The following is a 25376-nucleotide window of genomic DNA, read 5'->3' as shown; positions in this document are numbered from 1 at the left end:
CAATTGGCCGTTAAGATTGGCCAATGAAAAGGCAAACGATTTCCTCTGATTCTAATTTAGACCTTTTGATGCTTGGGGGACTTAGCATTGCCGTCTGGCTTGTTATGGTCGCCTTCTCCACCTTTCGAGGTGAATCGGAACTTCTCAATTCTCGTTTTCTGCAAATTCCAATCGTCTTTGCTTGGCTTTCATTTTTTTGTAACTTTCCGCACTTTATGGTTTCGTACAAAATTGCTTACTCAAAGAAGAAATCTTTTATTTTTGAGAATTGGTTTCAATTGATCTTTGTCCCCGTTGGCCTCATTGCGCTTTATGTATGCGCCTACTTCTTTTTTAATCACAACATTGGCCATTCCGCTTTTACTCTAAAGATAAATGAGTTTTTTTCTTTCGCGCATTCAAGCTATCGCGTAGGAGAAAATGCTACCTTCGGTGTGGAAATGCTCATTCTCTCAGTTCGCTTAATGTATATCCTGGTGGGGTGGCATTATGCTAAACAGGTTTATGGATGTATTCTCATTACGCTTCGAATGGATCAAATTCAGCTTAAAGAGATTGATCGCAATCTTTTAAAATACACTTTATTTTCAATCGCAGTTTATAATTTTTTCTTTTCATCTATCCCTGTTGGGGATGCGCCGTCGACTTCGTATTTTTATAATTTGCCGATTGATGCGATGGGGTTTAGTCCTGAGTTTATTTTTTATTCGAAGGGTTTAAGTATTTTGATGTCGCTGGGGCTTCCGGTTTATTTTTATTTGAAATACAAAGAGGCCATTAGAAACTTAATTCCGACCCGGTCCATTGTTATTTATTTTTCATTTATCATTTGGTGGCTCCCGCCTGTTAGGCAGGTGGAATATTCGCTCTACGCTATTCCGTTTTTTCATTCGCTTCAGTATTTGTTGTTTGCTTCGAAGATTGAAGGGCATCACAAGATGGCATTTAAGAATCATTTGATTCAGGTTTTCCTTTTGGTCATGGCCGGTTTTTTGTTTTTTGAGATGGTGCCGAATTATTTGGATATTTCTCTTGGAACGGTGACGGGGTTAGGGACGATCTTTTTTTATATTGCGTTTCCGGTGTTTATTAATATTCATCATTTTTTTATTGAGTTGTATTTGGAGGGGAAGTAATAAAGAAATGCTTTCGAAGGAAGCTTCATTTGAATAAATATTAAAAGACATTCGTATCTTTCTCACTGTGATAGCCCCTCATAGAACCGGTCCACTAAGTTAGCTTCATAACGGAGGTTAACTACTATGAGTACGACTAGTACTATGACTAGTCCTAAGGTCATCATCGGTGTTCAAAAACACCGAAAATGGTCAGAGGAATTGAAAATGAGCTTGATCGAAGAAACTTTTAAACCAGGGCAATCTGTATCATCAGTTGCGAGACAAAACGGAATTTCTCCTTCACAATTATTTTATTGGAGGAGATGTTGACCTTAGCGCTTCATTCCCTTGTGAGTGGGCAATCATAATGATTTTCTTACGCAAATTAAAAACTTCTTTAATTTTCTTTTTGATTGATGTCACAACTTCTGTATCTGCATCAGCCGTCCTCAAAAGTTCTGCCACTTCATAATCAATCTTACTAATTAAATTTATCAAATCCAAATTACTTAACTCGTCCGGAGCATTTGCTGACGTTTGCTTTTCTTTCTTCATAATAATGGAAAAAGCTTCTTTCGACAATTCTTCAAGCTTTTTCTTTTGAGAGTCAGTTAAATCAGAATTTTTATAACTACTCTCTAGCAGTTTTTCCATCTTCTGACGATAAAAATACTCGCGTTGTTCGCCTGTTAGATTTCTTGTTGCTTGATTGTAAATTTCTTTAACATCATTAAAAAGGCCTCGAGTAGAGTTATAAATTAACTCTGACCTCACTTTCTGACTTTTGTCTAAACTAATACGATTAGTCTGAACAAAATCGGAATCTATTAACTGTAGATCTGTCATTGCTTCAGAGTCGTTAACGTTTACACCATTAACATAAAAGAATGATGTTCCATTTTGAGAGCATGATAAATCGGCTCCATACCCATGTGAAAAAGAAAACAAAACAAGAAAAACTAATATAGACTTCCTCATGATCACCTCTATTCTTTATAGAAATCATGGCTTTACTTTTCGACAAGATAATCGTTCAAATTGTCAATATCGAACTTGCACATCAAATAATTTTTACCTGCAGTTTTATCACTATCTGTTGGAGAATATACCATTCCTCTAGTATGAAACTTCCTATAAGCGTCAACTCTTTCTTCTGAATTAAATATAACTTTTGTTATTTGTGGATAAAGAAAATCTTCATTATTCTTTTTGCCTTCAAAATAACCTAAACATCCCATAGCGTCCCACACTTTAGCGGCAATTGCTTCTCGGTCTACTTTAGGCGTTCTTTGATCATATTTAATTATTACTTGCAAGCTTTGCGCAAGTTGCCTAAGGGCCATACGCTCATTTCTATTTTTCCCTACGTAATTGATCCAAATTTCAACATCATCCCGAATCCCGTTACTATTCGTATCAACTCCCTGTAATGTTTTATTATTCTCATATTTATCAGGAAATGCAGGCTCTTTTTGTCCATCAAATGATTGATCACCTTTTTTTTCTTTATTGTTCCTAGCTGGAGCAATTAGCTTTTCATATTCCCCACAGCTACTTGCCAATAAAACAATCAAGAACAACCCTAATTTTTTAAAAATCATAGCTTCCAATAAACAATGGAAATAATCAATCAAAGTCCAGCTATTCCTCTCGCTCACTATTACAAGTTAGACTATTTCAAATTACGAATTCCAGAATTACGTATTAAATAATTTCTCATAAATATTTATGCAAACTACTCTTCGTATCCCAATTTCTTATTTTTCTCAACAATACTTTGCAAATTTTCGATCTCAAAATCACAAACAAGGTATCCATTTGCAGCTCTTGCATTTTTTACTCCGGGCCCATAAGAAATCCCTCGATGATTAAAATTATCATAAGCTCTTTTTCTTGAGTCACTATTATATATAATCATCCCTAACTTGGGGTACATACCTTCATAAGGCTTAACTTCCATTTCAAAGAAACGTACACATGACATCGCATCCCATACCCTAGATGCAAATTCCTCTCTACTTTTTTTAGAATATTTTTGATCATACATAAGTAATTCTTGCATTTTCTTTGCAAGCTTTCTAAGGGCCATGCGCTCATTTCTATTTTTCCCGGTATAATTAATCCAAATCTCAACGTCATCTCGAATTCCATTATTATTCGTATCAATCCCCTGCAATGTTTTATTATTTTCATCCTCATCAGGAAATGCAGGCTCTTTTTGTCCATCAAATGATTGATCACCCTTTTTTTCTTTATTGTTCCTAGCTGGAGCAATTAGCTTTTCATATTCCCTACAGCTACTTGCCAATAAAACAATCAAGAACAACCCTAAAATTTTCTTCACTCGTACTTCCCCTACTTAACACTATTGATATCTAACTCGCTGAGGCTCTGCTGCTCTCTCATATGGCTTACAAAACACAGCCGTCCCATAATAAATCTGACCTTCTCCAGTTTCATCATAGTAGTGTTCACAAAAAAACTTCCTCAATTGGTTGACTAAAAATAACAGATCGAAGTTCGGATTATTCTAAAAGAAATATGAGTTTTATTTTAAAAATAAATAAAAAAAGGCATAAATGATTGGATTGTTATTTTCTTGAACAAAGAAAGTGCGAAGCTATGATAAAAAAAGTGCCAACAAAAGGGGATGATTAGTCCCCATGTCTATTTCTTATAAACCGATATCCCCGCATTCTTCCACTTATGCGAAATATTCTGAAAACTCTCCGAGTGACCAAGAAAACAATGTCCGCCGGGCATTACGTTTTTGTAAAGCAGCTCATTAACCTTCTCTATCGTATCGGTTTGAAAATAAATCAGCACGTTCCGACAAAAAACAACATCAAAAGCTTCCTCATCCATTACGGGGTTCACAAGATTGATCTGCTTAAAAGAAATGCACTCTCTTAATTCAGGCCTGATTCTAAACCAACCAGAAGCTTCCTTCGTCCCAACCGTCAGCCACTCATGATAAATTTCAGGTATCCCTTCTCGCTCAACGAGAGGATAGACCTCGCTACAGCGGCAAAAATTGCAACTTCTACAGTGTGGGAATTGGAGAATGTAAAGGCCGAAGATTTTAGAATGAGCACGATTACGGCCATTGCAAATCAGTTAGGAGTTTCCCCTCTGTCTCTTATAGGAAAATAAAAAGTTATTTCACTTCATATGTCCCAGTGTTTCTTTCAATAGCGATAATCAGTTTTCTCAAACGAAATTTCGTTTTCTTAAATTTAAAGTACAAAAAATGTGAATAGATTTTAATTCTCTGCTAAAACCGGAACAAGCATCAGCTTCGGTTCAGACACAGATGCCTCGTCTTTTTTCTCCAGCGCCGATGTCACTTTCGAATAGGTCACATACCCAACACCCATATCAACCAGTGCGATAGCATAACCAACAAGCTTTAACTTAGGGTTTCCTTTCTTTAAGGCCATCTTCTCAAAATACTCCAGGGCCTTTAAGTCAATCTGTACTTGAGCATTTCCTACCACAGTCTCCCATGCCGTATCAAAAGCAACGCGAGAAATATTGGCTTCATTTTTAAGAGCAAAATTTACAACAGATGAGTTCGTAATCGCCACCGCTCCACTGGCCATAAAACGCGCCTTAGTGGTTTTAAGGTTTTTTGAAATACCAGTCATAAGAACAGTATCTGTCGTCATGAATCCTACGTTCTGGATCACTTCGGGATTAGTCGCTAAATTTTTTGCCATGACCAGTGGATTAGGATCATAAATCTCATCATAACGGGCCACGGCTTCTGAGCCCATCTGCACTCCTGTATTGAGAGCAATGTACTGCCATTCAGACTTTGCTCCGATGAGGATTTTCTTAGGCCACTTGATAGATTTTGCCAGATACAAGCGAAGACGTTGTTTCATTTTTTGTGATTTAATCGTCGCAGTTAATGCTTTTTTATAAGTCGCTATTGTTAGAGCTGTGACCACTTCTTTTTCTGCGACCTTCATTCCAAACTTCGCTTTGGTACTTGCCACTTTCTCCTTAAGCACAGATAAACGGCTTTCAATGGCCACCTTTTGCTTTTCAAAGAATCCAATCAAAGTTTCTTTTACTGTTGTAACGAATGCCGTTTCTGAAGCAATTAATCCTACTTTTGCCAGGATTTTAGCTCCCCAATTAAGCACAACACCACCTGTGATCCAAAGTCCGATATCAGCGAAAGCATAACCCCAGAAAGTTTTCTTTCCAAAGGTTTCCATGCGGTTGGCAAGATCTTTAAACCCCATAGAGATAAGTTCGTGGTGATACTGTATTTGGTTGTAGGTATAAGCTGAACCGAAGTTCGCCATATCATCTTCAAATTGAATACGCATCTCTTCTAAGTCCATCCAGTCGCGGTAATACTCTTCCTGGACATCCACTCCGGCACTCACTGATAAAAAGAGATAACTAAGCAGGCTCGATGCCGCCGAGCTGGCATACATTGTAAATGTTGAGCGGTATTTTTTGACTAAGATATCACCTAAAACATCTGTCCCCGTAGGGTCAGATCCTTCTAGTCTAACTAAGTCGATTCCTTGTTTCGTAATTAAAAACCATGAATCAATTTTTCCGTTTCCATCGATATCACGGCCGAAACCAATAACTGGATTAATCTTGCTGCCAAAACGGGGAATCCCTGCCGCTTCAATGCGTACTTCAAACTCGCCATTGTGATTGGTGTATTTAGTAAGGGCTACTTTAAACTCTCCCCCTTGGGCGTCATGAAGCACGGTCTTTATAGTCACAGGTTTTTCAGCGGAATACGCGACTCCACTCTGAATACCTAAAAATAGTAATGCAAAGACTGCTATCCATCTTTTCATAAAAACATGCCTCATTCTTAGGTGTCTGAAGCAATTTTTAGACCCAAAAATGAAATCATCTTTTTAAAGGGTTATAAACTATAGGGTGTCTATATTTTTGACAATGTGATGAGAGATTCAACACCGAAGCTTAAACTAAAAATATGCTTCGATCCCATAACGAATGAAAGACCATCCTAGGCCAATTTAGGAAATGATGGATCCAGTTGATCCGCAACATTTCTTTGGTAGAGCTCCGCGACTGTATGGTATTTGACGGACACTGGCCCATTTAGGAGTATTACGGTCAAGAATGCTAGGATTAAAACTTTCATACATCACCTTTTGTGTAGTTGGAGGCATGACCTCTTCTGCCCTTGAGAGTTGCAAAGCAGATACCGTCATTTTTCATTGGCAAGTGTGACAATTTGTCCCGGATTTGCTGGCATTTTCTATGCAGAAAGAATACTCAGGAGGAAAATCGCACCATGAAAAAAATACGTGTTGAAACAAAAGACCAAGCAAAAGTTGTTGGTAAAGTGAAGGGCCTCACGCGAAGATGAGGCCCAAAGAAGGAAATTAAAGTTTTGATTCAATCATAAGAGAAAGAAGTTTTGTTAGCTTCTCAAGATCCCCATAAGAGATGTTGTGGAACATAGAAATCCTGAACTGGTTTCTTCCCAGTTTTCTGTATCCATCAATTCCGTAAACATATTTTTTCTTCTCAAGATACTTAATCACGTCATCAACGTTAACTTTTGCATCAACGTCAATTGTCGCTACTGCGATTGAACGGAATTGTTTTTCTTCGATGAAGCAAGAAAGGTATGGCTTAGATTCTGCCCATGAATAAAGCAGGTCTGCTTTCTTCTGAGAAAGCTTTTGAATTTCTGCATATCCTTGCTCATTCATTCTCTTTACTTGCTCATTCATGATGAAGATTGTTGCAAGTGCTGGAGTGTTGTAAGTCTGATTAGACTCAGAATTTGTCATCGCGTGCTCCCAGCTCATAATGTCTGGAATATAGCGAGACTTATCTGCGGCAATTTTCTTAGCGCGCGCCTGGGCCTTTGGCGACATAATCGCTACCCATAATCCCCCATCAGAAGCGAAAACTTTTTGTGGAGAGAAGATGAAAAGGTCTGTTTTAGAAACGTCACACGGGCATTGACCTGCACCAGATGTAGCGTCTACTGCTAGGATTGTGTTGGCATCAACAACTGGAAGCTCTGAAATCTGAACACCTGTTGATGTTTCGTTAAGAGTCACTGCAATCATGTCTGATCCAGCTACTGCTTTACCATTGATTCCTTTTCCAAATGGAACAGAAACTTGTTCTGCTGTAATCCATGGAACAAGCTTAGAAGCTTTATACCACTTCTCAGAGAACTCTCCACACGTGAAGTGAGTCGCTTTCTTTTCAACAATCCCTAAAGCGATCATATCAAAAAGAAGTGTTGCTCCACCATTTCCTAGAGCTACAAGGTAGCCTTCTGGAAGGTTGAAATATTTTTTGATTCCGTCTTGAAGTTCTTTAACAACGTTTTTTACACCTGCCTTTCTATGGCTTGTTCCCATGAATTCATGGCCGGTTTTTGCCAGTCTTTCTAGAAATTCAGTTGGAACAAGAGAAGGCCCTGAACCAAAACGTGGGTCACTTGGAATAAGTTCTTTTGGCATTTCGAAATTATCAAACATAGTCATGTCCTTTGCGATGGGGATTATTTCGTGAGCAATTAGGTAAATTTTCTTAGACATTTTAACAAATCTTTTGACAGAATACTAAGCGATTATGAAGAAAATAAAATACCTGACACTAATGCTTTTTATCAGTACTCCACTCTTTGCTGCGACAAGCAGTGGTGCGGGCCAAACATCAAGAGATTTAAACTTCTCGCTGGGGAATCTCTGCGAGTACGTAGGAAAAATCCAGACTGATGACGAAGGAAAGTCTAATACATGCAGCTTTCTTCCCACTCTCGCGGGAAGCTATGACATCTTTTTAACTAAGGAATTAGCTCTTTCTCCTCAGCTTGGCGCAACCCTTCCGAAGTCAGGTCGCGATGAAAACATCAAGCGTATGACTCTCTTTGCTCTCTTAAACGGCAAGTATAAGACCTCTTACCTGACTTTTATTGCAGGAGCAGGCCTCTACTTCACCAGGATCTGGGGACCCGGAGGAGATGAAGAACTCAATAACGGCAACAGCACTGACTCATTCCCTCTTCCTAAAGACCCGGTCTACTCGAGAAACTTTATTGTGAACCTGGGCGCAAGCTACGACTTCAATACGACCTGGTCTGCTGAACTCTATACCTATGTCTTTAATGCCCTAGAAAGCGAAGACAGGGCCTTTAGCGTTGGTGCCACACTCTCTTATCACTTTGGAGATGTCCTATGAAATACACCTTAGCTGCTCTTGGGCTTCTTCTCACACTTAATGCTTCGGCGTTTACTCTAAACAATTCCGCCAAACTGACTTTTGCTCAAGATGAAGTCAAAGTGAATCTCGCAGGAGGATTCTGCGCGAATCTTGGCATTACTGATGAAGAGTTCATGAGTATTATCGGCAAGGCCGTCGATACTTTCTGGAACAAGTCACCGACCAGCCGATTGAAGCTAAGAAAAGGGAGCATCGTAAACGTCGATTCAGCTTTTCATACTGATACGATCTGCACTCCATCAACCAACTGTACACCTAACCCTGACCTGGAAGTTTCCAGCGATATCCTCATCAGTTGCAATACTAACGTTTCAAATTTTTCCAGCGCTGCTATTTTAGGGGTTACTATTCCTAACAACATCAGTGGCGACACAATTTATGGGTCGCTCGTTTTAATTAACGATCAAGCTAATAACCAGTTTAAAAATAAATCGACCGAGCAAAAAGCTTCCATCATCGCCCATGAACTAGGCCATGCTTTTGGGCTGGGGCACTCTCCGGTAGAAGACTCTCTGATGTATTATGCTACGATGGCCAACAGAAAAAACCTGGGCCGCGATGATATCGATGGCATCTCTTACCTCTATCCCAAGAAGCAGCCTTTTAGTGGCTGTGGCACTGTGGATTTTAACGGCGGTGATAAACCCAATTACTGGGGCGGACTGATTATTGGATTTGCCCTGATTGCTTTGGTTGAATTAATGAGAAAAAAAGAGCGGTTTAAAACCGCTCCTTATTTTTTTATTTTTTGTATTTAAAACTTCTTCCGCGTTTTGCGCATTCTTTTTCGTACTCATCAAGCCATGTCTTCTCTTGCTCAGAAAGCATATTTAAATCAATCAGGTCATGATCAAATCCAACATACACCATGTTCTTAAAGCGAAGCATGTTTTTGTACTCCGGGTGGCGCTCAACAGTTGCCACGTTTTCTAAACGAACTCCACCGAAACCTGGGATATAAATTCCCGGCTCGATTGATCCAACAGTATTCTCTCTTAAAGGAACATTAGACGTTGTTGAAAGCCTGAAGCCTCCTTCGTGAACGTTAATCCCTACACCATGGCCTGTTCCGTGATTGTAGTTTAAACCAGCTTTAAAGATCGGCTGTCTTGCCACACCATCAACCACTGACCCCCATGTCCCTTCTGGGAACACAGCATTTAAAGTGTGAAGAATAGACTGAAGAACAAGAGTGTAAACTTCTTTTTGGCGAGGACTTGCTTCTCCTCCACTTAAAAAAGCTCTCGTTGTATCTGTCGCGTATCCTGATTCAAAGTATCCACCAGAATCAAGAAGAACCATTTCATTTTTCTTAAACGCTACGTCGGCGCTTGGATTTCCGTAGTGAATGATTGAAGAGTTGGGTCCAAAAGCGGCAATCGTATTAAAACTTTGGTCCAGGGCCCCGTTGTTTTTATAGAACTCGTTGGCCTTGTGGTAGAAATCCAACTCTGAGAAGTTCGCTCCATTTTTAATGCTTTCTTTTACCCATAAAATTGTCTCATAGATAGCAGTGTCAGCTTTATTGAAAGAGTCCTGCATCGCTTGAAGTTCCGCTTCGTTTTTCAAAGCGTGGAATGGGATCAGTCCTTCTGGTCTGTTGATCATTTTATCAACGCCAAAGTGAGCGCTTAGTTTTAAGTAATCAGCGGCGTTTGTAGAGTTTGCCGAATAGAAAATCTTGTTGAACTTGTAAGTTGTCTCACCAGTTTTTTTCTTCCATTCAGTTTCGTATTCATTGACTAGCTCTAGGAATTTTTCCAGCTCAGAGAATTTTCCGATAGAAAGATCGATCACGTCGCTTTGGATCTCTCCTTCAATATGCTCCATTAATAAATAAACGCGCTCGCGAGTCGCTAAAGCTTTTGCTCTAAATGTACTCTGGCTTGGCATCTCATAACGGCGCATGTTCGTTAACCATGCAATTGAATCAAGAGCGCTGATAAAGAAAACTTCGCCGTCATTTAAAATGCGCTCAAGTTTGCTTTTTGTTGTTTCACCAACAAGTGAAAGTGGAAGCTCCATGATTTTCTTGTTGAAAGAAAAGTCCTGGAATGAAATGACTTTCGAGAGTTCAGCGTTGTTAAACGCTTCTGTCTTAAGTTGTGTTTTAAAATCGTTGTAAAGAGAAAGCTCAATTCGATCCCCTTCAACTCCTAGAGATTTTAGTTTGCGAGAGCTGATTGCCTCTTTCATCGCCTGACGAAGTCCTGTCCCGTAAGGAACTTTGAAAACTTCAACCAGAGAAGGGTCGCACTCAAGATCGGCCTGTTCATAATAACGGCCATCGATAAAAAGCATCACTCGGCCTTCAAGCGGCACGATAACTTCGGCCGTTGAGCCCGTAAAGCCTGTGACGTAATAGCGGTGACAGTCGGCCAGAGGCACATATTCATTCAAAAAAATATCTGAACTCGAGAGATAGAAGCCCTCGAGCTTCTTTGATTTCATGAATGATTTCAAAGCGTTAATATTGTTTTTAAGTTCCGTATTTCCTAGAAAACCAGTCTTTGCCATAAACTATACCTTTTTAGTTAAGTTTTTTTTGAGTCTGCCGATAAAGCGTTCACGATTATAACCCAACACAGAGTGCTTATGAAACCAAAACTCAACCCGGTTTATATTATTATTGGACTGTTTCTTTTCAAAGTAGGAATTATCGATAATTTCCGCTTTCATGGAAACAATTCAAATGCCGAAAGACGTGTAGCAAGTATCGAAGAATCGAGGAAAGCGAGCCGCAACTAAGATGGTGTTCCCAGAAGTTTGACGAAGGTTTCACCACGCTGAGCGTAGTTTTGAAATTGATCAAACGATGGGAATGCCGGAGAAAAAAGTAAAACTCCCTTATCGGCACTAAAATTCTCTCTTAGAAACTTCAATGTTCCTTCCAAAGTATCCTTTTTTTGATAAGACACTTTCCCTTTGATCTCACTCTCAATCTCCGCCCCCATTTCACCAATTAAGTAAAAATGCGCGACTCTTGATTTTAAGAAATCCAGGTGAGGAAGAATCGAATCTCCATGCCCTCTCTTTTTCCCACCGATGATTAAGTGAATAGGAAGATTAAAATCCTCCATCGCCTTCACTGCCGTCATCGTCGCATCCCAGTTCGTACTCTTAGCATCGTTGTATGCGCGAAATGATGGAAGACCTACAACTTTGTCGACGTATTCAATGCGGTGATGGACACCGGCGAATGTATCGATTGAATGCTGAATGGCCTTTGGTGAAAGACCTAAGCTCTTTGCTGCTTTTAAAATAAAAGCAAGATTTACTTTGTTGTGAATTCCTGGAAGTTTGAAATTCCCAATGGGAAAATCAATCTCTGGAGCTCCTGTATTGATGGAAAGTTTTTTTCCTTTCTGAGTCTCTGCCCAGTTTTTAATAATAGGAAAATCTTCCGGATAAATCAGCACATCGTTTTCTGTAAAACGATTAGTGATAAAAAATTTCGAACGCCCGTACTCTTCAATCGTCGCGTAGCGCTCTCCATGGTTTTGGAAAAGGTTTAAGATCATCGCCACATTCACGTGGAAGTGATCAATGCTCTCTAGCTGAAAACTAGAAAGTTCAAGCAGGATAAAGTCGGCGTGGTTTTGATTTTTAAAAACATCGTAAGCGTAATCACAAAATGGAACGCCAATGTTTCCACCGACAAAAACTTTTTTGTGATCGGCCTCTATCATCTCACCTAAGAAAGTTGTCGTTGTCGTTTTGCCGTTGGTGCCAGTGATACCAATCATAGGTCTTAAAAAATTATTGGCCTCAAGGTATTGGTACGCGAGTTCAATTTCTCCCCACACCGGAATGTTTTTATCCAAAAGAGGTTTGAGAAGTTTGTGGTCGCGGGGAATTCCAGGGCTCAAGATCACCAGATCAACTGAATTTAATTTAGCTGGCAAGGCGGAGTCTGTTTCCGAGAAACACGCGTCTTTAGAGACAAAATCAAGCACTCCCGGACTCTTGGCCCATGAACTGACTTCACCTCCATTGATGGCGATCAGATCGCCCTCAAGAGCTTTAACAAAACGAAGGGCCGAGAGTCCAGAAACACCCATCCCATAAACTGCAATTCTTTTATTTTTTAGTGTAAACATGCTATCAAGTATAGCCTATGAACTATAAAAGTCACGCTATGAAACTTCTGGATTTCGTCAATCTCTACGCTCCGATGTGGAAGGAAGAGATTATGAATGAATACCCGGAAACCATTCCTGACTACCCTCGCGAATGGATTGATCTCCTGGACTCTCTGAGTGAAAAAGAGCTTTATGACGTGGATTGTAAGCGCGATATCCCTGCCCTGAATGGCAGCTCTTTTAGAGAATTCGTGCAGACCATCAAGACATTGACTGAAGTTCCAAAGATTCCCGAGTCCCCAGAGCTTCCACTGGAAATGTGGGCCTTCCATGGGGTGAAGAAAAAGAAAAAACACGAAATCCAAAAGATCGTACCGGTCTTAAAAAATCTCCGCGATCAAAGGCACTTTGATTACGTCGTCGACATTGGCGGCGGTGTCGGCCACCTTTCCCGCGTCCTTTCCCACTATCACCAGATCCCTTCGATCTCGATTGATCAAAACAGCGAGTTTCAGGAAATCGGAAAAGAGCGCCTGAAGAAGTTCAGAAAGCTCGATGGCGCTCAAGACGTGACGTTCATGAATCTGACGTTTGGGAAAAAAGAAGACCAAGCCGCTTTAGAAAAAGTTTTCCATGAAAAATCAGTGAGCCTTGGCCTTCACACTTGCGGCCCATTAGCAAACAAACTGATTCAAAATACCATTGATCACCACTCAATGGGTCTTTTAAATTTTGGATGCTGCTACTACCGAATCAATCCTGAAGCAGACTTTCCTCTTTCGAACTTCTACAAAGAAAATAACTTCACTCGCCTCAATCTTTTTGGACTGAGCCTGGCGACCAGGTCTCATGCAGCGATGGAGCTTTCAACGTATCAGACAAAAGAGCGAGTGAAAAATTACCGTTATGCTCTTCATCTCTTTTTGATGAAACACTATAACAACAAGTACGCCACAGACGTAGGCGAATGCCAGATTCAGACTTACTGGAAACCTTTCCAATACTACATCAGAGAAAAACTGGCAGAGCTTAAAATCGAACACACATTCACTGATGAATACTTCAACGAGTTTTACGCCGATCCATCTCTGCAAAGAGAACTGCGTGTGATGTTCTTATGTAATATTATCCGCTGGCAACTGGGCCGCGCGCTGGAAGTTTACCTGCAACTTGACCGCTGCTTGTACCTGGAAGAGCAAGGCTATGATGTGAAACTTGAACAGTACTTCGACGAGGAGCTCTCTCCTCGCAACCTGGGCATCCTGGCGCTTTTAAAACAGGCCTAACCTTTAAGCTTACTTAAAACGAACTCAATCATTTTTGAAATCGCTCAAAAGAAAAACAAAGTCACGGATAAAAAATAAAATCTTAAGTGCAAAACTATTCGCCTAACGACTTTCATTCTTTAAGAATTGGGGCAATATGCGCCTGTTGAAATAAAAAAGGCCCTCCGAAGAGGGCCTCACATGATCATGACTATCTTAAGAAAAGCATGTCGTAGTATTTTGGAAGTGTGTAGAACTGATTTGGGATCAATTCTTCAAGCTCGTTACAGATGCCGGCCATTGTTGTCACCGTTGTCATCAGCTCGCTTCCAATTTTTTCTGCATACTTCTGGTGGTCTGAGTGATCACCTGAAAGTTCTTTTTGAAGGTTAGCAGAAAGAGAATGGATTTCATCAATTTTTGTCGATACTTTTTTGTAAGCATCCATTTCAAAGTTTGAAGCTACGCCAATTTCTTTTTGTCCCTTAATCAGGTTTGCCAGAACTGATTTGTACTCAAGTCCCGATGGAATGACGTATTGATGAATCATGTCGATCATTGTTTCAAACTCGATCTCTCTGATCTTGATGTATCTTTCAAGAAGGATATTATAACGAGTTGTCACTTCTTCTGCTTTAAAGATTCCGTTGCGAACCAGGAAGCTATAGTCTTCTGCATTCGTCATGGTCTTTAGAGCTTCTGGAGTTGTGCGAAGGTTTGGAAGACCACGTCTTGCCGCTTCTTGAACCCATTCTTTCGAGTAACCATCTCCGTTAAAGACTGCCTTCATTGAGTTCCCCATAAGCTTTTTAATTAAGCTCATTAGAGATTGATCAACTGTTTGTCCTTTAGCTTGCTCAGCTTCAAGATAAGCGTTTGCTTCATTGAAGATATCTGTTACGGCAGCGTTTAGGATTGTCATTGGGAAACCGATCGCGTGGCTTGAACCAACAGCACGGAATTCAAATTTGTTTCCAGTGAAAGCAAATGGCGATGTTCTGTTTCTATCTGTGTTGTCCTGAAGTAAATGCGCTAGTTGGTTTGTTCCAAGGTCGATCACGTTGTTTGATCTTGGAGTGAATGATTTATCTTCCATGATAGTATGGAAAATTTTATCAAGTGTATCTCCAAGATAAGCAGAGATAATGCTTGGAGGAGCTTCGTTAGCTCCTAGACGGTGATCGTTACCCGCTCCCGAGATCGCCATACGAAGTGGCTTAGAGTAACGGTGTAGAGCTTCAACGATTACAGCAACAGTAGCAAGGAAGCGAAGGTTTGATTGCGGCTCTGATCCTGGCTCAAGCAGGTTTAATCCTGTGTTGTCGCTCATTGACCAGTTAACGTGCTTACCAGAACCGTTGATTCCTGCAAATGGTTTCTCGTGAAGAAGAACCATCATGTCGTGTTTTTCTGCGATTCTTCTCATTGTTGTCATGATCATCTGATTGTTGTCAGACGCCACGTTAGCTTCAGAGAAAATCGGTGCCATTTCAAATTGTCCTGGAGCAACTTCGTTGTGACGAGTTTTTGAAGGGATTCCCAGACGGTGAAGTTCGTAATCTAGTTCTTGCATGAAAGCTAAAACACGATCAGGAATCAATCCGAAGTAGTGATCTTCAAGCTGTTGGTTACGAGTTGTAAGAGCTCCAAAAAGAGTTCTACCAGTCATAACAAGGTCAGGTCTTGCGTAGTAGAAAGCTTTATCTACCAAGAAGTACTCTTGCTCAGCTCCGCATGTAACGTGAACTGAAGTTGTATCTTTGTGGCCTGCTAGCTGAAGAAATTTCGTCGCTGCCGGGCTTAGTTTTGAGATTGATTTTAAAAGAGGAGTTTTAATATCAAGAGACTCACCAAAGTATGAAACGAACGCAGTTGGAATACAAAGAGTTCTTCCGTTCGTTGTTTCAATTAAAAACATTGGAGAAGTTAAATCCCAAGTCGTGTATCCACGCGCTTCGAAAGTTGAGCGCGATCCACCGTTAGGAAAAGATGAAGCATCTGGTTCACCTTGCATAAGCTGAGAAGCTGATAATCTTTCAATTGGCTTTCCATCTTTTAAGCTGAAGAAAGCATCGTGTTTTTCTGCTGTCCCACCAGTTAATGGCTGGAACCAGTGACAGAAGTGAGTGGCACCGTTTCTTACGGCCCAATCAGTAACTGCTTTTGCAATAGATTCTGCGTGATCTTTTTTAATCCCACGTCCTTCGTCTAAAGCTTTGATGATTTCTTTTTTTGTAGCATCAGAAATATCTTCCGATGTCTTGAAATCAAACGTCAGTTCACCGTAGTAATCGCTTACTTTTTTCGGCTGTCCCAAATTGTCGAGAGGTACATTAAAATGTCTTGGATTTCTTGAAGTCGCACGGTTACGTAATCTAGATACAGAATCTTTCTCGATCGTCATACATCCTCCCCGATGAATTTTTGGCACGAGAAGATTGTAAAGTTAAATAGTTACTTGATAAAGAAGAATTGTCGCAATTTTATCTAAAGAGTGCGAAGGCACATTAGGGTAATCATGGCGAAAAAAAGGAGAAGCGTGCCGATTGTTGCCTGCATTTCTTCTGGCATCATAATAGTATTCCTGACTAAATTTATTTTTTACGTCATCTGTTATGCCAAAAAGTTTTAAACTCAGCAAGTCAAAATGCGGATAATCTAAATGACTTGCCGAGTCTATATAGTCTATTGCCCTACTAAAATATCGTACTGGGCCTTCTCTAAAGTATTAAAAGCCTTAAGAATTGACTGGTTTTCCGAGTTTGCCTCGTGATCTTTAAAAAGTTTAGGCAAATCGATTTTTAAGCTGAAATCTGCATTGTACTGGCTCGCATAGGCTCCCATTCCAAGTGTATCGACAACTCCCTCAGTAAGAGCGGCCACAACATAGTTTCCAAACTGGAAGGCCTCGTACTCATTAATAAGAGTTAAAAAATCATCGCCATTGATCACGAAATTAAAATGGATAGAAAGATGTGCGTCTGCTGGCTGAAAAGACGAGCGGATTCAAAGAAGCTAACACCTCTCATCTGCCAATTTGTACAAAACTCTTATGATAAAATAAAAAGGCCCCGCGATTAACGGGGCCATGATCTTACTTAACAATAGTGACTTTAGCTCCAGGAGAATCGGCCTTATAATATTTTTTTGTGTACATATTATAAAAAACATTGATCTCTGTATCTGCCGTTGGTTTGAAAACCTGGCCAGCATTTTCCCCCACTCTCACAGTGACAAAATTCATTGGATCAGAACCACATACCAAGTCTTCTTCTGGAAGTTCTAGAACAAACTTAAATTCATGCTCCGGAGTTCCGTTAGAATTAAATTTTCCCACCGGTTCTGGACCTTTACTAGTTACCGACTTCCCTTCCAGGAAAGCTTTCCCTTGAGCATCCATAAATTCTTTTAATTCTTTCTGCTTATAACATTCAAGAATGAACGAACTTTTTCCATTCGTCGATTCGATCTTATAATTAAAAGTTACTTTGTGGTTTTTAGGGCTACAAGAATAAAGAATTAACAATGCTAAAAAACTAATCTTTTTCACTTGACACCTATAATGGATTTTGACCTGTTAAATCTTTATAACTGATACAATCGTAGTTCCAGTCTACTGCTGCCCCACCTTCTACAAATTTATACCCATTATCCATGTCAAAATTCACGGCAACACACTTCACACCAGTATCCGAATTATCTTTTGTATTGTTGTGAATTTTCATTTTCATTTGCCAGTCATAAACAGGAGCTTGTCCCGCTTCAACATAAACTAGTTTGAAAGTTCTTTTTTCAATTCCACTTCCACCAACTGGGTGTCCCTTTCTTACGGCCGATCCAAGAATCGCTTCAACTTGAGAAGGCGTCTTCCCTACCAATGAGGCACGTGCATTTTTGTCGTTGTGATCGAATGTTGAAGCGTTTTTAATTCCTCCACCTGCACAGCCAAAGGCCAGGAAGGACAGAACAGACAAGGTAGACAGTGACTTTAAGCTCTTCATCAAATACTCCTATGTAATTATGGTGATTTAATCATAAGAGAATAAGTGCTTAAGGTGAATTACCGGCAAAAAATACGCATTTTTTTGTTTACATACTCTGCCGGCAAATTGAAAACTATCTTTTTGGATTAAGAGCTTCAACCAGAGTTTTTCTATCAACTACAGTGATAGCTTTAAGCTTCGCCGGTGTCACTCCAACATTTACATTTACTGTCTGAAGACTTGCAAGTCTTGAAATCATAAACGTGTATGTTTCATTTATTCTTAAGTATTTTGTGTAGTCGTTATAACGATCTTTTAGAACTCTCATACCATTAATGGCGATAATTTCATCTCCTGCATTTAGTCCCGCCTTATAAGCTGGGCCATCAAGAGTCACTGCGCGAACCAAGACTCTATCTCCAGAGAATTCAGCATCAAATCCAAGCCATGGAGACTCTGATTTATCCCATTCAAATTTAAGTCCGGCAGTTCCGCAAATTGATTCAAGGTCGATTTCTTCAGTTGTTGAAGTCATCACTTCGAACTTTTCTCTGATTTCTTTTCCACCAACTTCTTCAACCATCTTAAACACTTGCTCAGAATTTACTCCGCGTTCTGGGTGTTTTTTATAGTCTTCCCATAGGAGAGTAAGGAAATCGTTAATGCTCTTTCCTTTTTGAGCAAAAAGAATATTTAGAGCAAAGAAAACAATCCCACCTTTTAGGTAGTAACTCACACTCGAGTTATTAGAGTTTTCATCCGGGCGGTATAACTTAATCCAAGAGTTAAAAGATGAATCATCTAGTGAGTGAAACTTTCTTCCTGGAACAGAGAAATATCTGTTTAGGTTATCTTTTTGCATTTCCAGATACTCTTCTAAAGTGATCACTCCTGCTCTGTAGATGAAAAGCTCATCCATTAGTGACGTCAGACCTTCAGCAAGCCATAGAAGTTTTGAAGTTGCTTCTCTTAAATAGTTAAATGGCCCAAGTTCAAATGGACGGATGCGCTTTACGTTCCATGTGTGGAAGTATTCGTGCGACACTAGCGCCAGGTAATTCATGTAGCCTTTGCGGTTTGTGATTTGAGTTGGATCAAATTGCAGTGCTGTTGAGTTTGAGTGCTCAAGTCCTCCGTAAAGTCCCGGTACAAAATGAGTCATGAATGTGTATTTTTCATACGGGTATCCACCCATGAAGCCTGCGATATGCTCGACAATTTTTTTCGTGTCTTCTTTTAAGTTTTCGTTGTGAGGAAGAAGATTACCATAGAAAGCGACCTCGTGAGGAATTCCTCCGGCCATAAATCCATCTGTTTCCTGACAGCCGATTTCAATTGGTGAATCAATCAGGTCGTCATAATTTTTTGCAGTATAGATGAAAGCTTCGCGCTTTATTGAAATATCTTTTAATCCGGTTGTCACTTTTGACCACGAAGGAGGGAAAGATAATTCAATAGTTGGATCGACGATATTTTTTCCTAACACACCCATTAAAAGAGTTGGAAGGTGAAGGAATGCGTGTGAGTCATCAACGTGTGATGTTCTTACCGTTAGCTCATGGCAATAGACGCTGTACGAGAGAGTAAAAGTATCCGCATCTTTATTAGAGTTTTTTAAATCGCTTTTATTCCAATCGATATTGAAGACAGAAACGTCAGTTTGCTCTAAGAAAAGTCTCTCCCCGCTCGCCGTTTCTGCTTTTAAGTTAGATAAATGGCGCGAGTATTCACGAATCAAATAAGATCCTGGCGACCAACGCGGAAGAAAAAAGTCCAGCGATTTTTCACCAGATTCTTTTTTTCCTTGAATAATCACTCGAACTTGGTGCGTCGAAGGTGTTTCAATTAATAATTTATAGGTTAGCTTCATAAAATATTTCCTTTTTTGACTTGTAAATTCTTTTTTGGTTGGATAGTTACAGGTGCACATACAATAACACTAACGACACTTTTCCGCATGGGATTTTCACATGGGTTTTAAACAAAATAAGGTTAACAAGGACTTGGTCCTTCCACCTGTGATCATGTTTACTGAGCGCGCCCTTGAGCAATTAAAATTAATTATCGACAATGACTTTACCTTGGCGGGTAAATACTTTCGTATTGTCGTAAGTGGGAAAGGTTGCGAAGGTTTTACTTACGCAGCAGGTTTCACTGACCTTCAAGAAGATGATTTTCAAGTTCGTATTGCTAATAGCAACGACGACATTTATATCGTAATCGATCCATTTGCAGCCTTCTATTTACAGGAAGCTTCTGTGGACTTCATTCAGGATTTCAATCAGGACGCTGAAGGTTTCGTCATCACGAACCATTCTCAAGGCGAATTCAAAGGGAAATTCTGGAGAGCAAGCCCAGAAAAAACTCCTCCAGTAAAAGAAGGAGTTTAAAATGCTAGATTTTCGCTACCTGAAGGCCTTCATGCTTACGGCAAAGTACGCAAGCTTCTCCAAGGCCGCTGAAGAATTAAATATTGCTCAATCAGCAGTTAGCCGTCAGATTAAACTTCTGGAAGATTCTCTTCAGGAAGAACTCATCATTAGGTCGAGCAAAAAAGTTATTCTTTCGGAAAAAGGAAAAGAGCTCTACCAGGCCTCTCAAAGTTTTGAGAAGACTTCTCTTCAGATTTTCCAGCGCGAAGATCAACTCCCACTTTCTATTGGTATCCTGGAAGGACTCCTTAAGAACTGGTTCACTCCTCTTCTGACCGACTACCTCAAGGGACAAAAGCGCGACGTGACTGTTCACGTGGCCGATATGCCAGAGCTTCGTTCAGGAATTGAAGAGAGCAAATTTGACGTGATCTTTGGAACGGAAAATATCCAGTCTGAACTGGTGACTTCACTAAAACTCTTCGAAGAGAAGTTAGTTCTGATTTCTAAAAACGAAGTGAACAGAAAAAAACTGAGCGATCACCGCTGGGTTGTTTTCTCAAATAACGATCACCTGTTTAAACTTTCAAAAACTAAAAGCGAATCTATCGTCATGGTAGACTCATTCACTTCAATCATCTCATTGGTAAAAAACGATGTGGGCATTGCTGTGATTCCAGATCATTTAATCAAGAAAGAAGACCAGTTTAAGGTTCAAGAAATCCCGGGGCTGCCTTCGTCTCAGATTTATATGAGCACACTGAACTACAAAAAGATGCCTGAGAGGATCAAGCACCTTTCTGATATCGTTAAGAAAAAATAATTCTCAAATTAATGCGCTTTCTTTTGGTCAACGAGCGGCTTGTTTTTTACGTTATCCAGGCTCTCGAAGTAATCGTGAAAGTACCCGCTAAAGAAATCATTGGCCTTCTTAAAGTCAGCACTGTTTGTATTAAAGAGGTTAATGGCATTATATGGACTTGAGTCGTATGGTCCAAAGCGCCCGGCCTGAGTGACAAAAACCATAATGTCTTTTTTTCCTTTCTTCATTGGCATGTAAGTCGCAATCCACGTGTCGATATCGACACTTCTGCCGAGGTTCGTATCAAGGACGATCCATCCTTTTTCAGTGTACACCATCGTGGCCACGTGGTGACCCCACACTCCCATATCACCAGCGATCCAGATCTTTTTAACTGAATCAGGGTGCACTTCTCTTACGATCGCTTCCATATGAGCAATTGTTGCACGTCCGAAACAAAAACCAATCGTGCCTTTTGGATCATAACAGTAGTGGTTCTTATTGACGTTAGAGTCGGCCATTGCACGATAAATCACGTTGGCATCATCCATGGGAATAGCTTTGATTTTTCCTGGAATATCTTTTGGTTCAAATGGGTCTTTTAAAAGCTGTTTTAGATTGGCATTATTTTTTAAGATTTCATCATTTGAAATTCGTCTTTGGATTTCGATTAAGTTATCTCCACCATAGAGCCCTTCAAGCTCTTTAAGAGATTTAGCATTGGAGAAGACTTGAGCGGCCGGGCCGTAATGAGTTTTGTAATTCATGATGTTGGTCATGGCCTCAAAACAAGTCTGAAAATTCGCCGGGTCTCTCTCTGGAGACTCAACATGAAGAGGTGCTTGTGAGCAACTAAAAAAGGTAAAGAGAACGACTAGAGGTATTAGTTTTTTCATACCTACTTCATCGGAGAATTGGTCTTAGAGTTTTAATAACAATTTTTTGATCTTGGCAGCACTCTTCCATCTTCGCAGAGATTTAATTCCAAAAGCTTACCTTTTCCTGACAGTTTCTGTAGGCTATATTTCCTCACCAACGCTGCCGCACGACCTAAGCGGTCCTCACTGCCAATGCTCCATCTGACTTCAACTTCCTTAGGAGTTTCATGCCCGAAAGCAAAATAAACACCTTCTTCGTTTTGCGAAGGAAGTGAACCATAGGCGTAATTGGCCTCGCCGAAATATTTATTTTTTGTTGTTGAAAATGTCAGCGTTGAAGAGATGCCATGGAAGTTGCTCTTTTTTCCTTGAAGGTGAAAACGCATTGACCCTTTCCCTTCACGTTTTGTTTGGTTTTCAAAAACATAAAGACGAGTGTTGATATCTCCGGCGCGCACTTTACTTTGCCCCGAAATAAAATCCATCACACCATCACCATTTAAATCGATCGTCACAATCCCCGATGGGTTCATCAGATTGATCCCCAGCTCTTTTGCCTTATCGTCGTAAGCGTGGTCAGGCTCCTGCTCAAAGAAGACCAGTCGCGAAGAAGGAGGAAAACCTGAGTTGGCGATTAACAGATCATTTAAACCATCAAGGTTATAATCTATCCATGCTCCTCTTCTATCTCCCTCTGACCAATTTTCTTGCTTATCCTGAAGGAAAAATTCTGAGCGGATAAATTTTGGTGGAAAAGTTTTTACTGAACCAGTCAGTACCGCTGATTTGTCGCGGGATTCAGGGTCGCTGTCGCGGGCCAGGTTGCCAACTACAATATCTACAATCCCGTCATTATTGTAATCGCCACATAAACTGAAAAATGAATTTCCTCCGCCTTTTTGATCAGCAGAGCCTTCATTGTCGGCCGCATAACCTGACTCCACTCCGTAATTGACGAAATTTTTCCCGTCGATATTAAGCCAAAGCTTATTGTAATAGCCGTTTGAATTACTGGTCATAATGTCGGGAAGACCATTTTTGTCCACGTCGCACACACTTGCTCCAAAAGTTGGTGTGGCATTCGTGTAAATCTTATCCGATTTATTATAATCGTACTCACCTCTTAACTGGCTTCCAACATCGGTGAACTCAAACCCTTTTCCTTGCAGCAGATAATCTGTCACAGGTTTTGGGTTGTTGTCTTTTTGGGAAAACCAATTGGCTAGGTAAAGATCAATTTCACCATCAAGGTTGAAATCTAGCGGCACGATACTCGCCGTTGGAAGAACTCCCGTTGGCAAAGATGACTTGGCCTGGTAACGAAGTTTCCCGTTTTCTACGATGCCTTTGTAAACGCGTCCAGGGTACTGGGTCATCTCACTTCTTTGGTTGAGATTTCCAACAATGACATCATAGACACCATCGTGGTCCAGGTCGACAAAGTTGAGGTAACTGGCGCGAACTATTTCATTAAAAGGGTTTTCCCCTAATTTGAATTTTTTTTCTTTTTTATTGAAATAATAAAATTTTGGAGAAGCATAAAAATCATCCAGGATCACCAGGTCAGTGGCCCCATCATTGTTGACATCAACAGCATAAAGATGAACTGCTGAAACATCTTTAAGTCCATACTCTTCAGTCTTATCGACAAAAATTCCGCCTGATCTCTCAGGGGCAATGTCGTAAGGGATCGACTGCTCGCGAGGGCCGCCGACATCCTTTATTGGCTGAATCTTTTTCTCGGCACATCCTGAGAGTAAAACCCCCAGGATTGCCAAGTAAAGGGACTTAGAAGTCGATGATGTCAAACCCGTATCCACCATTTTTTACAACTGTTTCAGAAATCTTGATAACATTTTTGTCGTTGTTTTTTGACATTGCTTTTAAGTTTCTCTTAATTTTTCTTCCTGATTCATTGCAGATGTATTTTGTTAAACGAAGTACGTAGTCTTTTTGCTCTTGAGTTGCCTTTGAGCTGTTAAGAATAGCTGTCGTTCTCGAAATACAGGCAAGAATGATATAAAGGTCGATAACCATATCTGCAAGTCGACCTTGAGGAAGTTCATTATCAATAATGTTTTTTCCATACTTGATCAGCGTGTCTTCTACGGCAATGGCAAATCGACCAAGCATAGAAGAGAACTTCTCTGCCTGCTCTTTTAGTTCAGGGTGCGCTTTTGTAAGAGCTTTTGATCCCATCATATGAGACATTCTCTTTCTGGCGAATTTTGTAAATACACCAAGAGACTTAATTGGATCTTGAAGGGCCTTTGAAACGTCTGTGACTTTTCCAAGCTCTTTCATTTCTTCAGATGGACCTCTCACTCCTGATAGAGCAAGAAGTGCGCGAAGAATTTCGTTAGTTCCTTCGAAGATCATATTGATACGAACGTCTCTCATTAATCTTTCATAAGGATACTCTTTCATATAACCGTTACCGGCCGCAATTTGCATTGCCATATCGATTGTTGACCATAGAGACTCTGAGCCGTAGATCTTACAAACTGCTGTCTCCATATAGTAATCGTTCATGCCTTTGATCATGTTCCCTGTCGTCAGGTAAACCATACTCTCAGCTGCATAAGTCATCGCCGCCATTTTTGTCAGCTTATCCTGAATTAATCCAAAATCTGCAATTGGACGGTCGAATTGTTTTCTGTTTGTTGCGTGAGCTGTGGCCATTTCAAGAATCATTTTCATTCCAGACACACATCCTGCCCCCAGAGAAAGTCTTCCCGAGTTCAAGACGTTCATCGCAATCTTGAAACCTTTTCCAAGCTCTCCAAGAATATTTTCTTTTGGAACGATCACTTTATCAAAATAAACAGCGCGCGTTTCACTTGCACGAATCCCCATTTTGTTTTCTTTTTCACCAAAAGAAAGCCCTGGAGATCCACCTTCTACGATAAAGCAGGAAATTTTTTCCACAGTCTTACCGTCAACCTCATGCTCTGTTTTACAGAAAACTGAGTAAAAACCTGCCAGACCACCATTAGTAATCCAAAGTTTTTGTCCGGTAATAGTGTATGTTCCATCCTTATTATCAACAGCTTTTGTTTTAATTGAGTATGCATCTGACCCAGAACCTGGCTCAGTTAAACAGAAAGCAGCGATCACTTCACCACTTGCCAGGCGAGGAAGCCACTTCTTCTTTTGCTCAGGTGTCCCTTCATTTAAAAGAGCACGGTAACCAATCGACTGGTGAGCTCCGATCATCGTTGCCACTGATCCATCATGGCTTGCTACTTGAGCAAACACGCGACAGTAAAGTGAGTAATCAAGCCCTAAACCACCTAAATCCTCGGGAACTCCCAGACCTAAAAGGCCCATTTCAGCGAGTCCTTGAATCACTTCTTTTGGAAGGTGAGCTTCTTTATCAAACTTCTCACCATTGATATTGTCTTTTGCGAAAGCATCAACTGCTGCCGTCATTTCCTTCGCCATTTCAACTTGCGAGTCTGAAAAGTGTGGAAAAGGAAAAACCAGGTTTTCGTTGATTTCACCGAAAAAGAGAGACCCTACTACCGATTCTAATTGTCCGTTCGAATTACTTGCCATTTTTGATCACCTTTTATGATTGAAACGTTGAATTTAATACATTTACTAGGATACTCAATCTTTC

At 40.3% G+C, this 25376-nt stretch carries 24 protein-coding genes; 8 read left to right on the top strand and 16 right to left on the bottom strand.

Translation table 11 applies throughout. From position 1 onward, the window contains the following. The first annotated feature begins 23 nt into the window (after positions 1 to 23). Both ACN20O_RS15665 and ACN20O_RS15660 read left to right on the top strand, forming a co-directional pair. A complete protein-coding gene (locus ACN20O_RS15665) occupies positions 24 to 1136 on the top strand; it encodes a hypothetical protein (RefSeq protein WP_491634921.1) in 1113 nt (370 codons plus the stop codon). 126 nt (positions 1137 to 1262) lie between these two features. Continuing rightward, positions 1263 to 1448 (top strand): transposase, encoded by a 186-nt coding sequence (locus ACN20O_RS15660; protein ID WP_491634919.1) that lies wholly within the window; start codon positions 1263 to 1265, stop codon positions 1446 to 1448. On the opposite strand, the gene ACN20O_RS15655 is transcribed toward ACN20O_RS15660, so the two are convergent. The 6 genes from ACN20O_RS15655 to ACN20O_RS15630 form a co-directional block, all read right to left on the bottom strand. Further along, the gene (locus tag ACN20O_RS15655; RefSeq protein ID WP_491634917.1) at positions 1425 to 2096 is read right to left on the bottom strand and encodes a hypothetical protein; all 672 of its coding nucleotides are present in this window, start codon (positions 2094 to 2096) and stop codon (positions 1425 to 1427) included. The two genes, ACN20O_RS15660 and ACN20O_RS15655, sit on opposite strands and share 24 nt — an antisense overlap. Before the next feature lie 32 nt (positions 2097 to 2128). Next, the gene (locus ACN20O_RS15650; protein WP_491634915.1) at positions 2129 to 2752 is read right to left on the bottom strand and encodes a hypothetical protein; all 624 of its coding nucleotides are present in this window, start codon (positions 2750 to 2752) and stop codon (positions 2129 to 2131) included. A 101-nt stretch (positions 2753 to 2853) separates the two neighbouring features. Further along, positions 2854 to 3462, bottom strand: coding sequence for a hypothetical protein (locus ACN20O_RS15645; protein WP_491634913.1), 609 nt, complete (start codon positions 3460 to 3462; stop codon positions 2854 to 2856). 323 nt (positions 3463 to 3785) lie between these two features. Next, positions 3786 to 4082 carry a CheR family methyltransferase gene (locus ACN20O_RS15640; RefSeq protein ID WP_491639291.1) on the bottom strand — a complete coding sequence of 99 codons (297 nt, stop codon included), beginning with the start codon at positions 4080 to 4082 and terminating at the stop codon, positions 3786 to 3788. A gap of 299 nt (positions 4083 to 4381) precedes the next feature. Then, on the bottom strand, positions 4382 to 5950 hold the full coding sequence (locus ACN20O_RS15635) for a hypothetical protein (protein WP_491634911.1): 1569 nt from the start codon (positions 5948 to 5950) through the stop codon (positions 4382 to 4384). A gap of 558 nt (positions 5951 to 6508) precedes the next feature. Continuing rightward, a complete protein-coding gene (locus ACN20O_RS15630) occupies positions 6509 to 7627 on the bottom strand; it encodes an aminotransferase class V-fold PLP-dependent enzyme (protein WP_491634909.1) in 1119 nt (372 codons plus the stop codon). Positions 7628 to 7721: 94 nt separating this feature from the next. Between ACN20O_RS15630 and ACN20O_RS15625 the strand changes: the two genes are divergently transcribed. After that, positions 7722 to 8330: a transporter gene (locus ACN20O_RS15625; protein WP_491634907.1), complete on the top strand. Its 609-nt coding sequence runs from the start codon at positions 7722 to 7724 to the stop codon at positions 8328 to 8330. Continuing rightward, complete coding sequence (locus ACN20O_RS15620) at positions 8327 to 9130, top strand: matrixin family metalloprotease (protein ID WP_491634905.1); 804 nt, start codon at positions 8327 to 8329, stop codon at positions 9128 to 9130. Before ACN20O_RS15625 ends, ACN20O_RS15620 begins: the two co-directional genes overlap by 4 nt. Here the strand turns inward: ACN20O_RS15620 and ACN20O_RS15615 are convergent. Next, complete coding sequence (locus tag ACN20O_RS15615; RefSeq protein ID WP_491634903.1) at positions 9114 to 10889, bottom strand: M24 family metallopeptidase; 1776 nt, start codon at positions 10887 to 10889, stop codon at positions 9114 to 9116. The genes ACN20O_RS15620 and ACN20O_RS15615 overlap by 17 nt on opposite strands. Positions 10890 to 10967: 78 nt before the next feature. On the opposite strand from ACN20O_RS15615, the gene ACN20O_RS15610 reads away from it, so the two are divergent. Then, a complete protein-coding gene (locus tag ACN20O_RS15610) occupies positions 10968 to 11120 on the top strand; it encodes a hypothetical protein (protein WP_491634901.1) in 153 nt (50 codons plus the stop codon). Here the strand turns inward: ACN20O_RS15610 and murD are convergent. Next, the gene (gene murD / locus ACN20O_RS15605) at positions 11117 to 12472 is read right to left on the bottom strand and encodes a UDP-N-acetylmuramoyl-L-alanine--D-glutamate ligase (protein WP_491634899.1); all 1356 of its coding nucleotides are present in this window, start codon (positions 12470 to 12472) and stop codon (positions 11117 to 11119) included. The genes ACN20O_RS15610 and murD overlap by 4 nt on opposite strands. Positions 12473 to 12489: 17 nt before the next feature. Here murD and ACN20O_RS15600 point away from each other — a divergent pair, with 17 nt between their 5' ends. Further along, the gene (locus ACN20O_RS15600) at positions 12490 to 13740 is read left to right on the top strand and encodes a methyltransferase (RefSeq protein WP_491634897.1); all 1251 of its coding nucleotides are present in this window, start codon (positions 12490 to 12492) and stop codon (positions 13738 to 13740) included. Positions 13741 to 13930: 190 nt separating this feature from the next. On the opposite strand, the gene ACN20O_RS15595 is transcribed toward ACN20O_RS15600, so the two are convergent. The 5 genes from ACN20O_RS15595 to ACN20O_RS15575 form a co-directional block, all read right to left on the bottom strand. Continuing rightward, on the bottom strand, positions 13931 to 16123 hold the full coding sequence (locus tag ACN20O_RS15595; protein WP_491634895.1) for a glutamine synthetase III family protein: 2193 nt from the start codon (positions 16121 to 16123) through the stop codon (positions 13931 to 13933). Positions 16124 to 16404: 281 nt separating this feature from the next. Beyond that, a complete protein-coding gene (locus ACN20O_RS15590; protein WP_491634893.1) occupies positions 16405 to 16671 on the bottom strand; it encodes a hypothetical protein in 267 nt (88 codons plus the stop codon). A 142-nt stretch (positions 16672 to 16813) separates the two neighbouring features. After that, the gene (locus ACN20O_RS15585) at positions 16814 to 17269 is read right to left on the bottom strand and encodes a hypothetical protein (protein WP_491634891.1); all 456 of its coding nucleotides are present in this window, start codon (positions 17267 to 17269) and stop codon (positions 16814 to 16816) included. A 7-nt stretch (positions 17270 to 17276) separates the two neighbouring features. Then, positions 17277 to 17720, bottom strand: a complete 444-nt coding sequence (locus ACN20O_RS15580; protein ID WP_491634889.1) for a hypothetical protein — start codon at positions 17718 to 17720, stop codon at positions 17277 to 17279. A 115-nt stretch (positions 17721 to 17835) separates the two neighbouring features. Then, positions 17836 to 19572 carry a M61 family metallopeptidase gene (locus ACN20O_RS15575; protein WP_491634887.1) on the bottom strand — a complete coding sequence of 579 codons (1737 nt, stop codon included), beginning with the start codon at positions 19570 to 19572 and terminating at the stop codon, positions 17836 to 17838. Positions 19573 to 19672: 100 nt separating this feature from the next. On the opposite strand from ACN20O_RS15575, the gene ACN20O_RS15570 reads away from it, so the two are divergent. Then, complete coding sequence (locus ACN20O_RS15570; protein WP_491634885.1) at positions 19673 to 20092, top strand: HesB/IscA family protein; 420 nt, start codon at positions 19673 to 19675, stop codon at positions 20090 to 20092. Position 20093: 1 nt separating this feature from the next. Continuing rightward, positions 20094 to 20897, top strand: a complete 804-nt coding sequence (locus ACN20O_RS15565) for a LysR family transcriptional regulator (protein ID WP_491634883.1) — start codon at positions 20094 to 20096, stop codon at positions 20895 to 20897. Positions 20898 to 20905: 8 nt separating this feature from the next. On the opposite strand, the gene ACN20O_RS15560 is transcribed toward ACN20O_RS15565, so the two are convergent. Genes ACN20O_RS15560 through ACN20O_RS15550 form a run of 3 tightly spaced genes read right to left on the bottom strand, consistent with a single transcriptional unit; the run spans position 20906 to position 25312 of the window. Next, entirely contained in the window at positions 20906 to 21772 is an 867-nt protein-coding gene (locus ACN20O_RS15560) for a hypothetical protein (RefSeq protein WP_491634881.1), read from the bottom strand. Positions 21773 to 21804: 32 nt separating this feature from the next. Then, a complete protein-coding gene (locus ACN20O_RS15555) occupies positions 21805 to 23562 on the bottom strand; it encodes an FG-GAP repeat domain-containing protein (protein WP_491634879.1) in 1758 nt (585 codons plus the stop codon). Continuing rightward, positions 23543 to 25312: an acyl-CoA dehydrogenase family protein gene (locus tag ACN20O_RS15550; RefSeq protein WP_491634877.1), complete on the bottom strand. Its 1770-nt coding sequence runs from the start codon at positions 25310 to 25312 to the stop codon at positions 23543 to 23545. The genes ACN20O_RS15555 and ACN20O_RS15550 overlap by 20 nt, the downstream gene beginning before the upstream one ends. Positions 25313 to 25376 lie beyond the last annotated feature (64 nt).

The organism is Bacteriovorax sp. As-1, from assembly GCF_058446905.1.
This window is presented reverse-complemented; position numbering and strand designations above follow the sequence as displayed.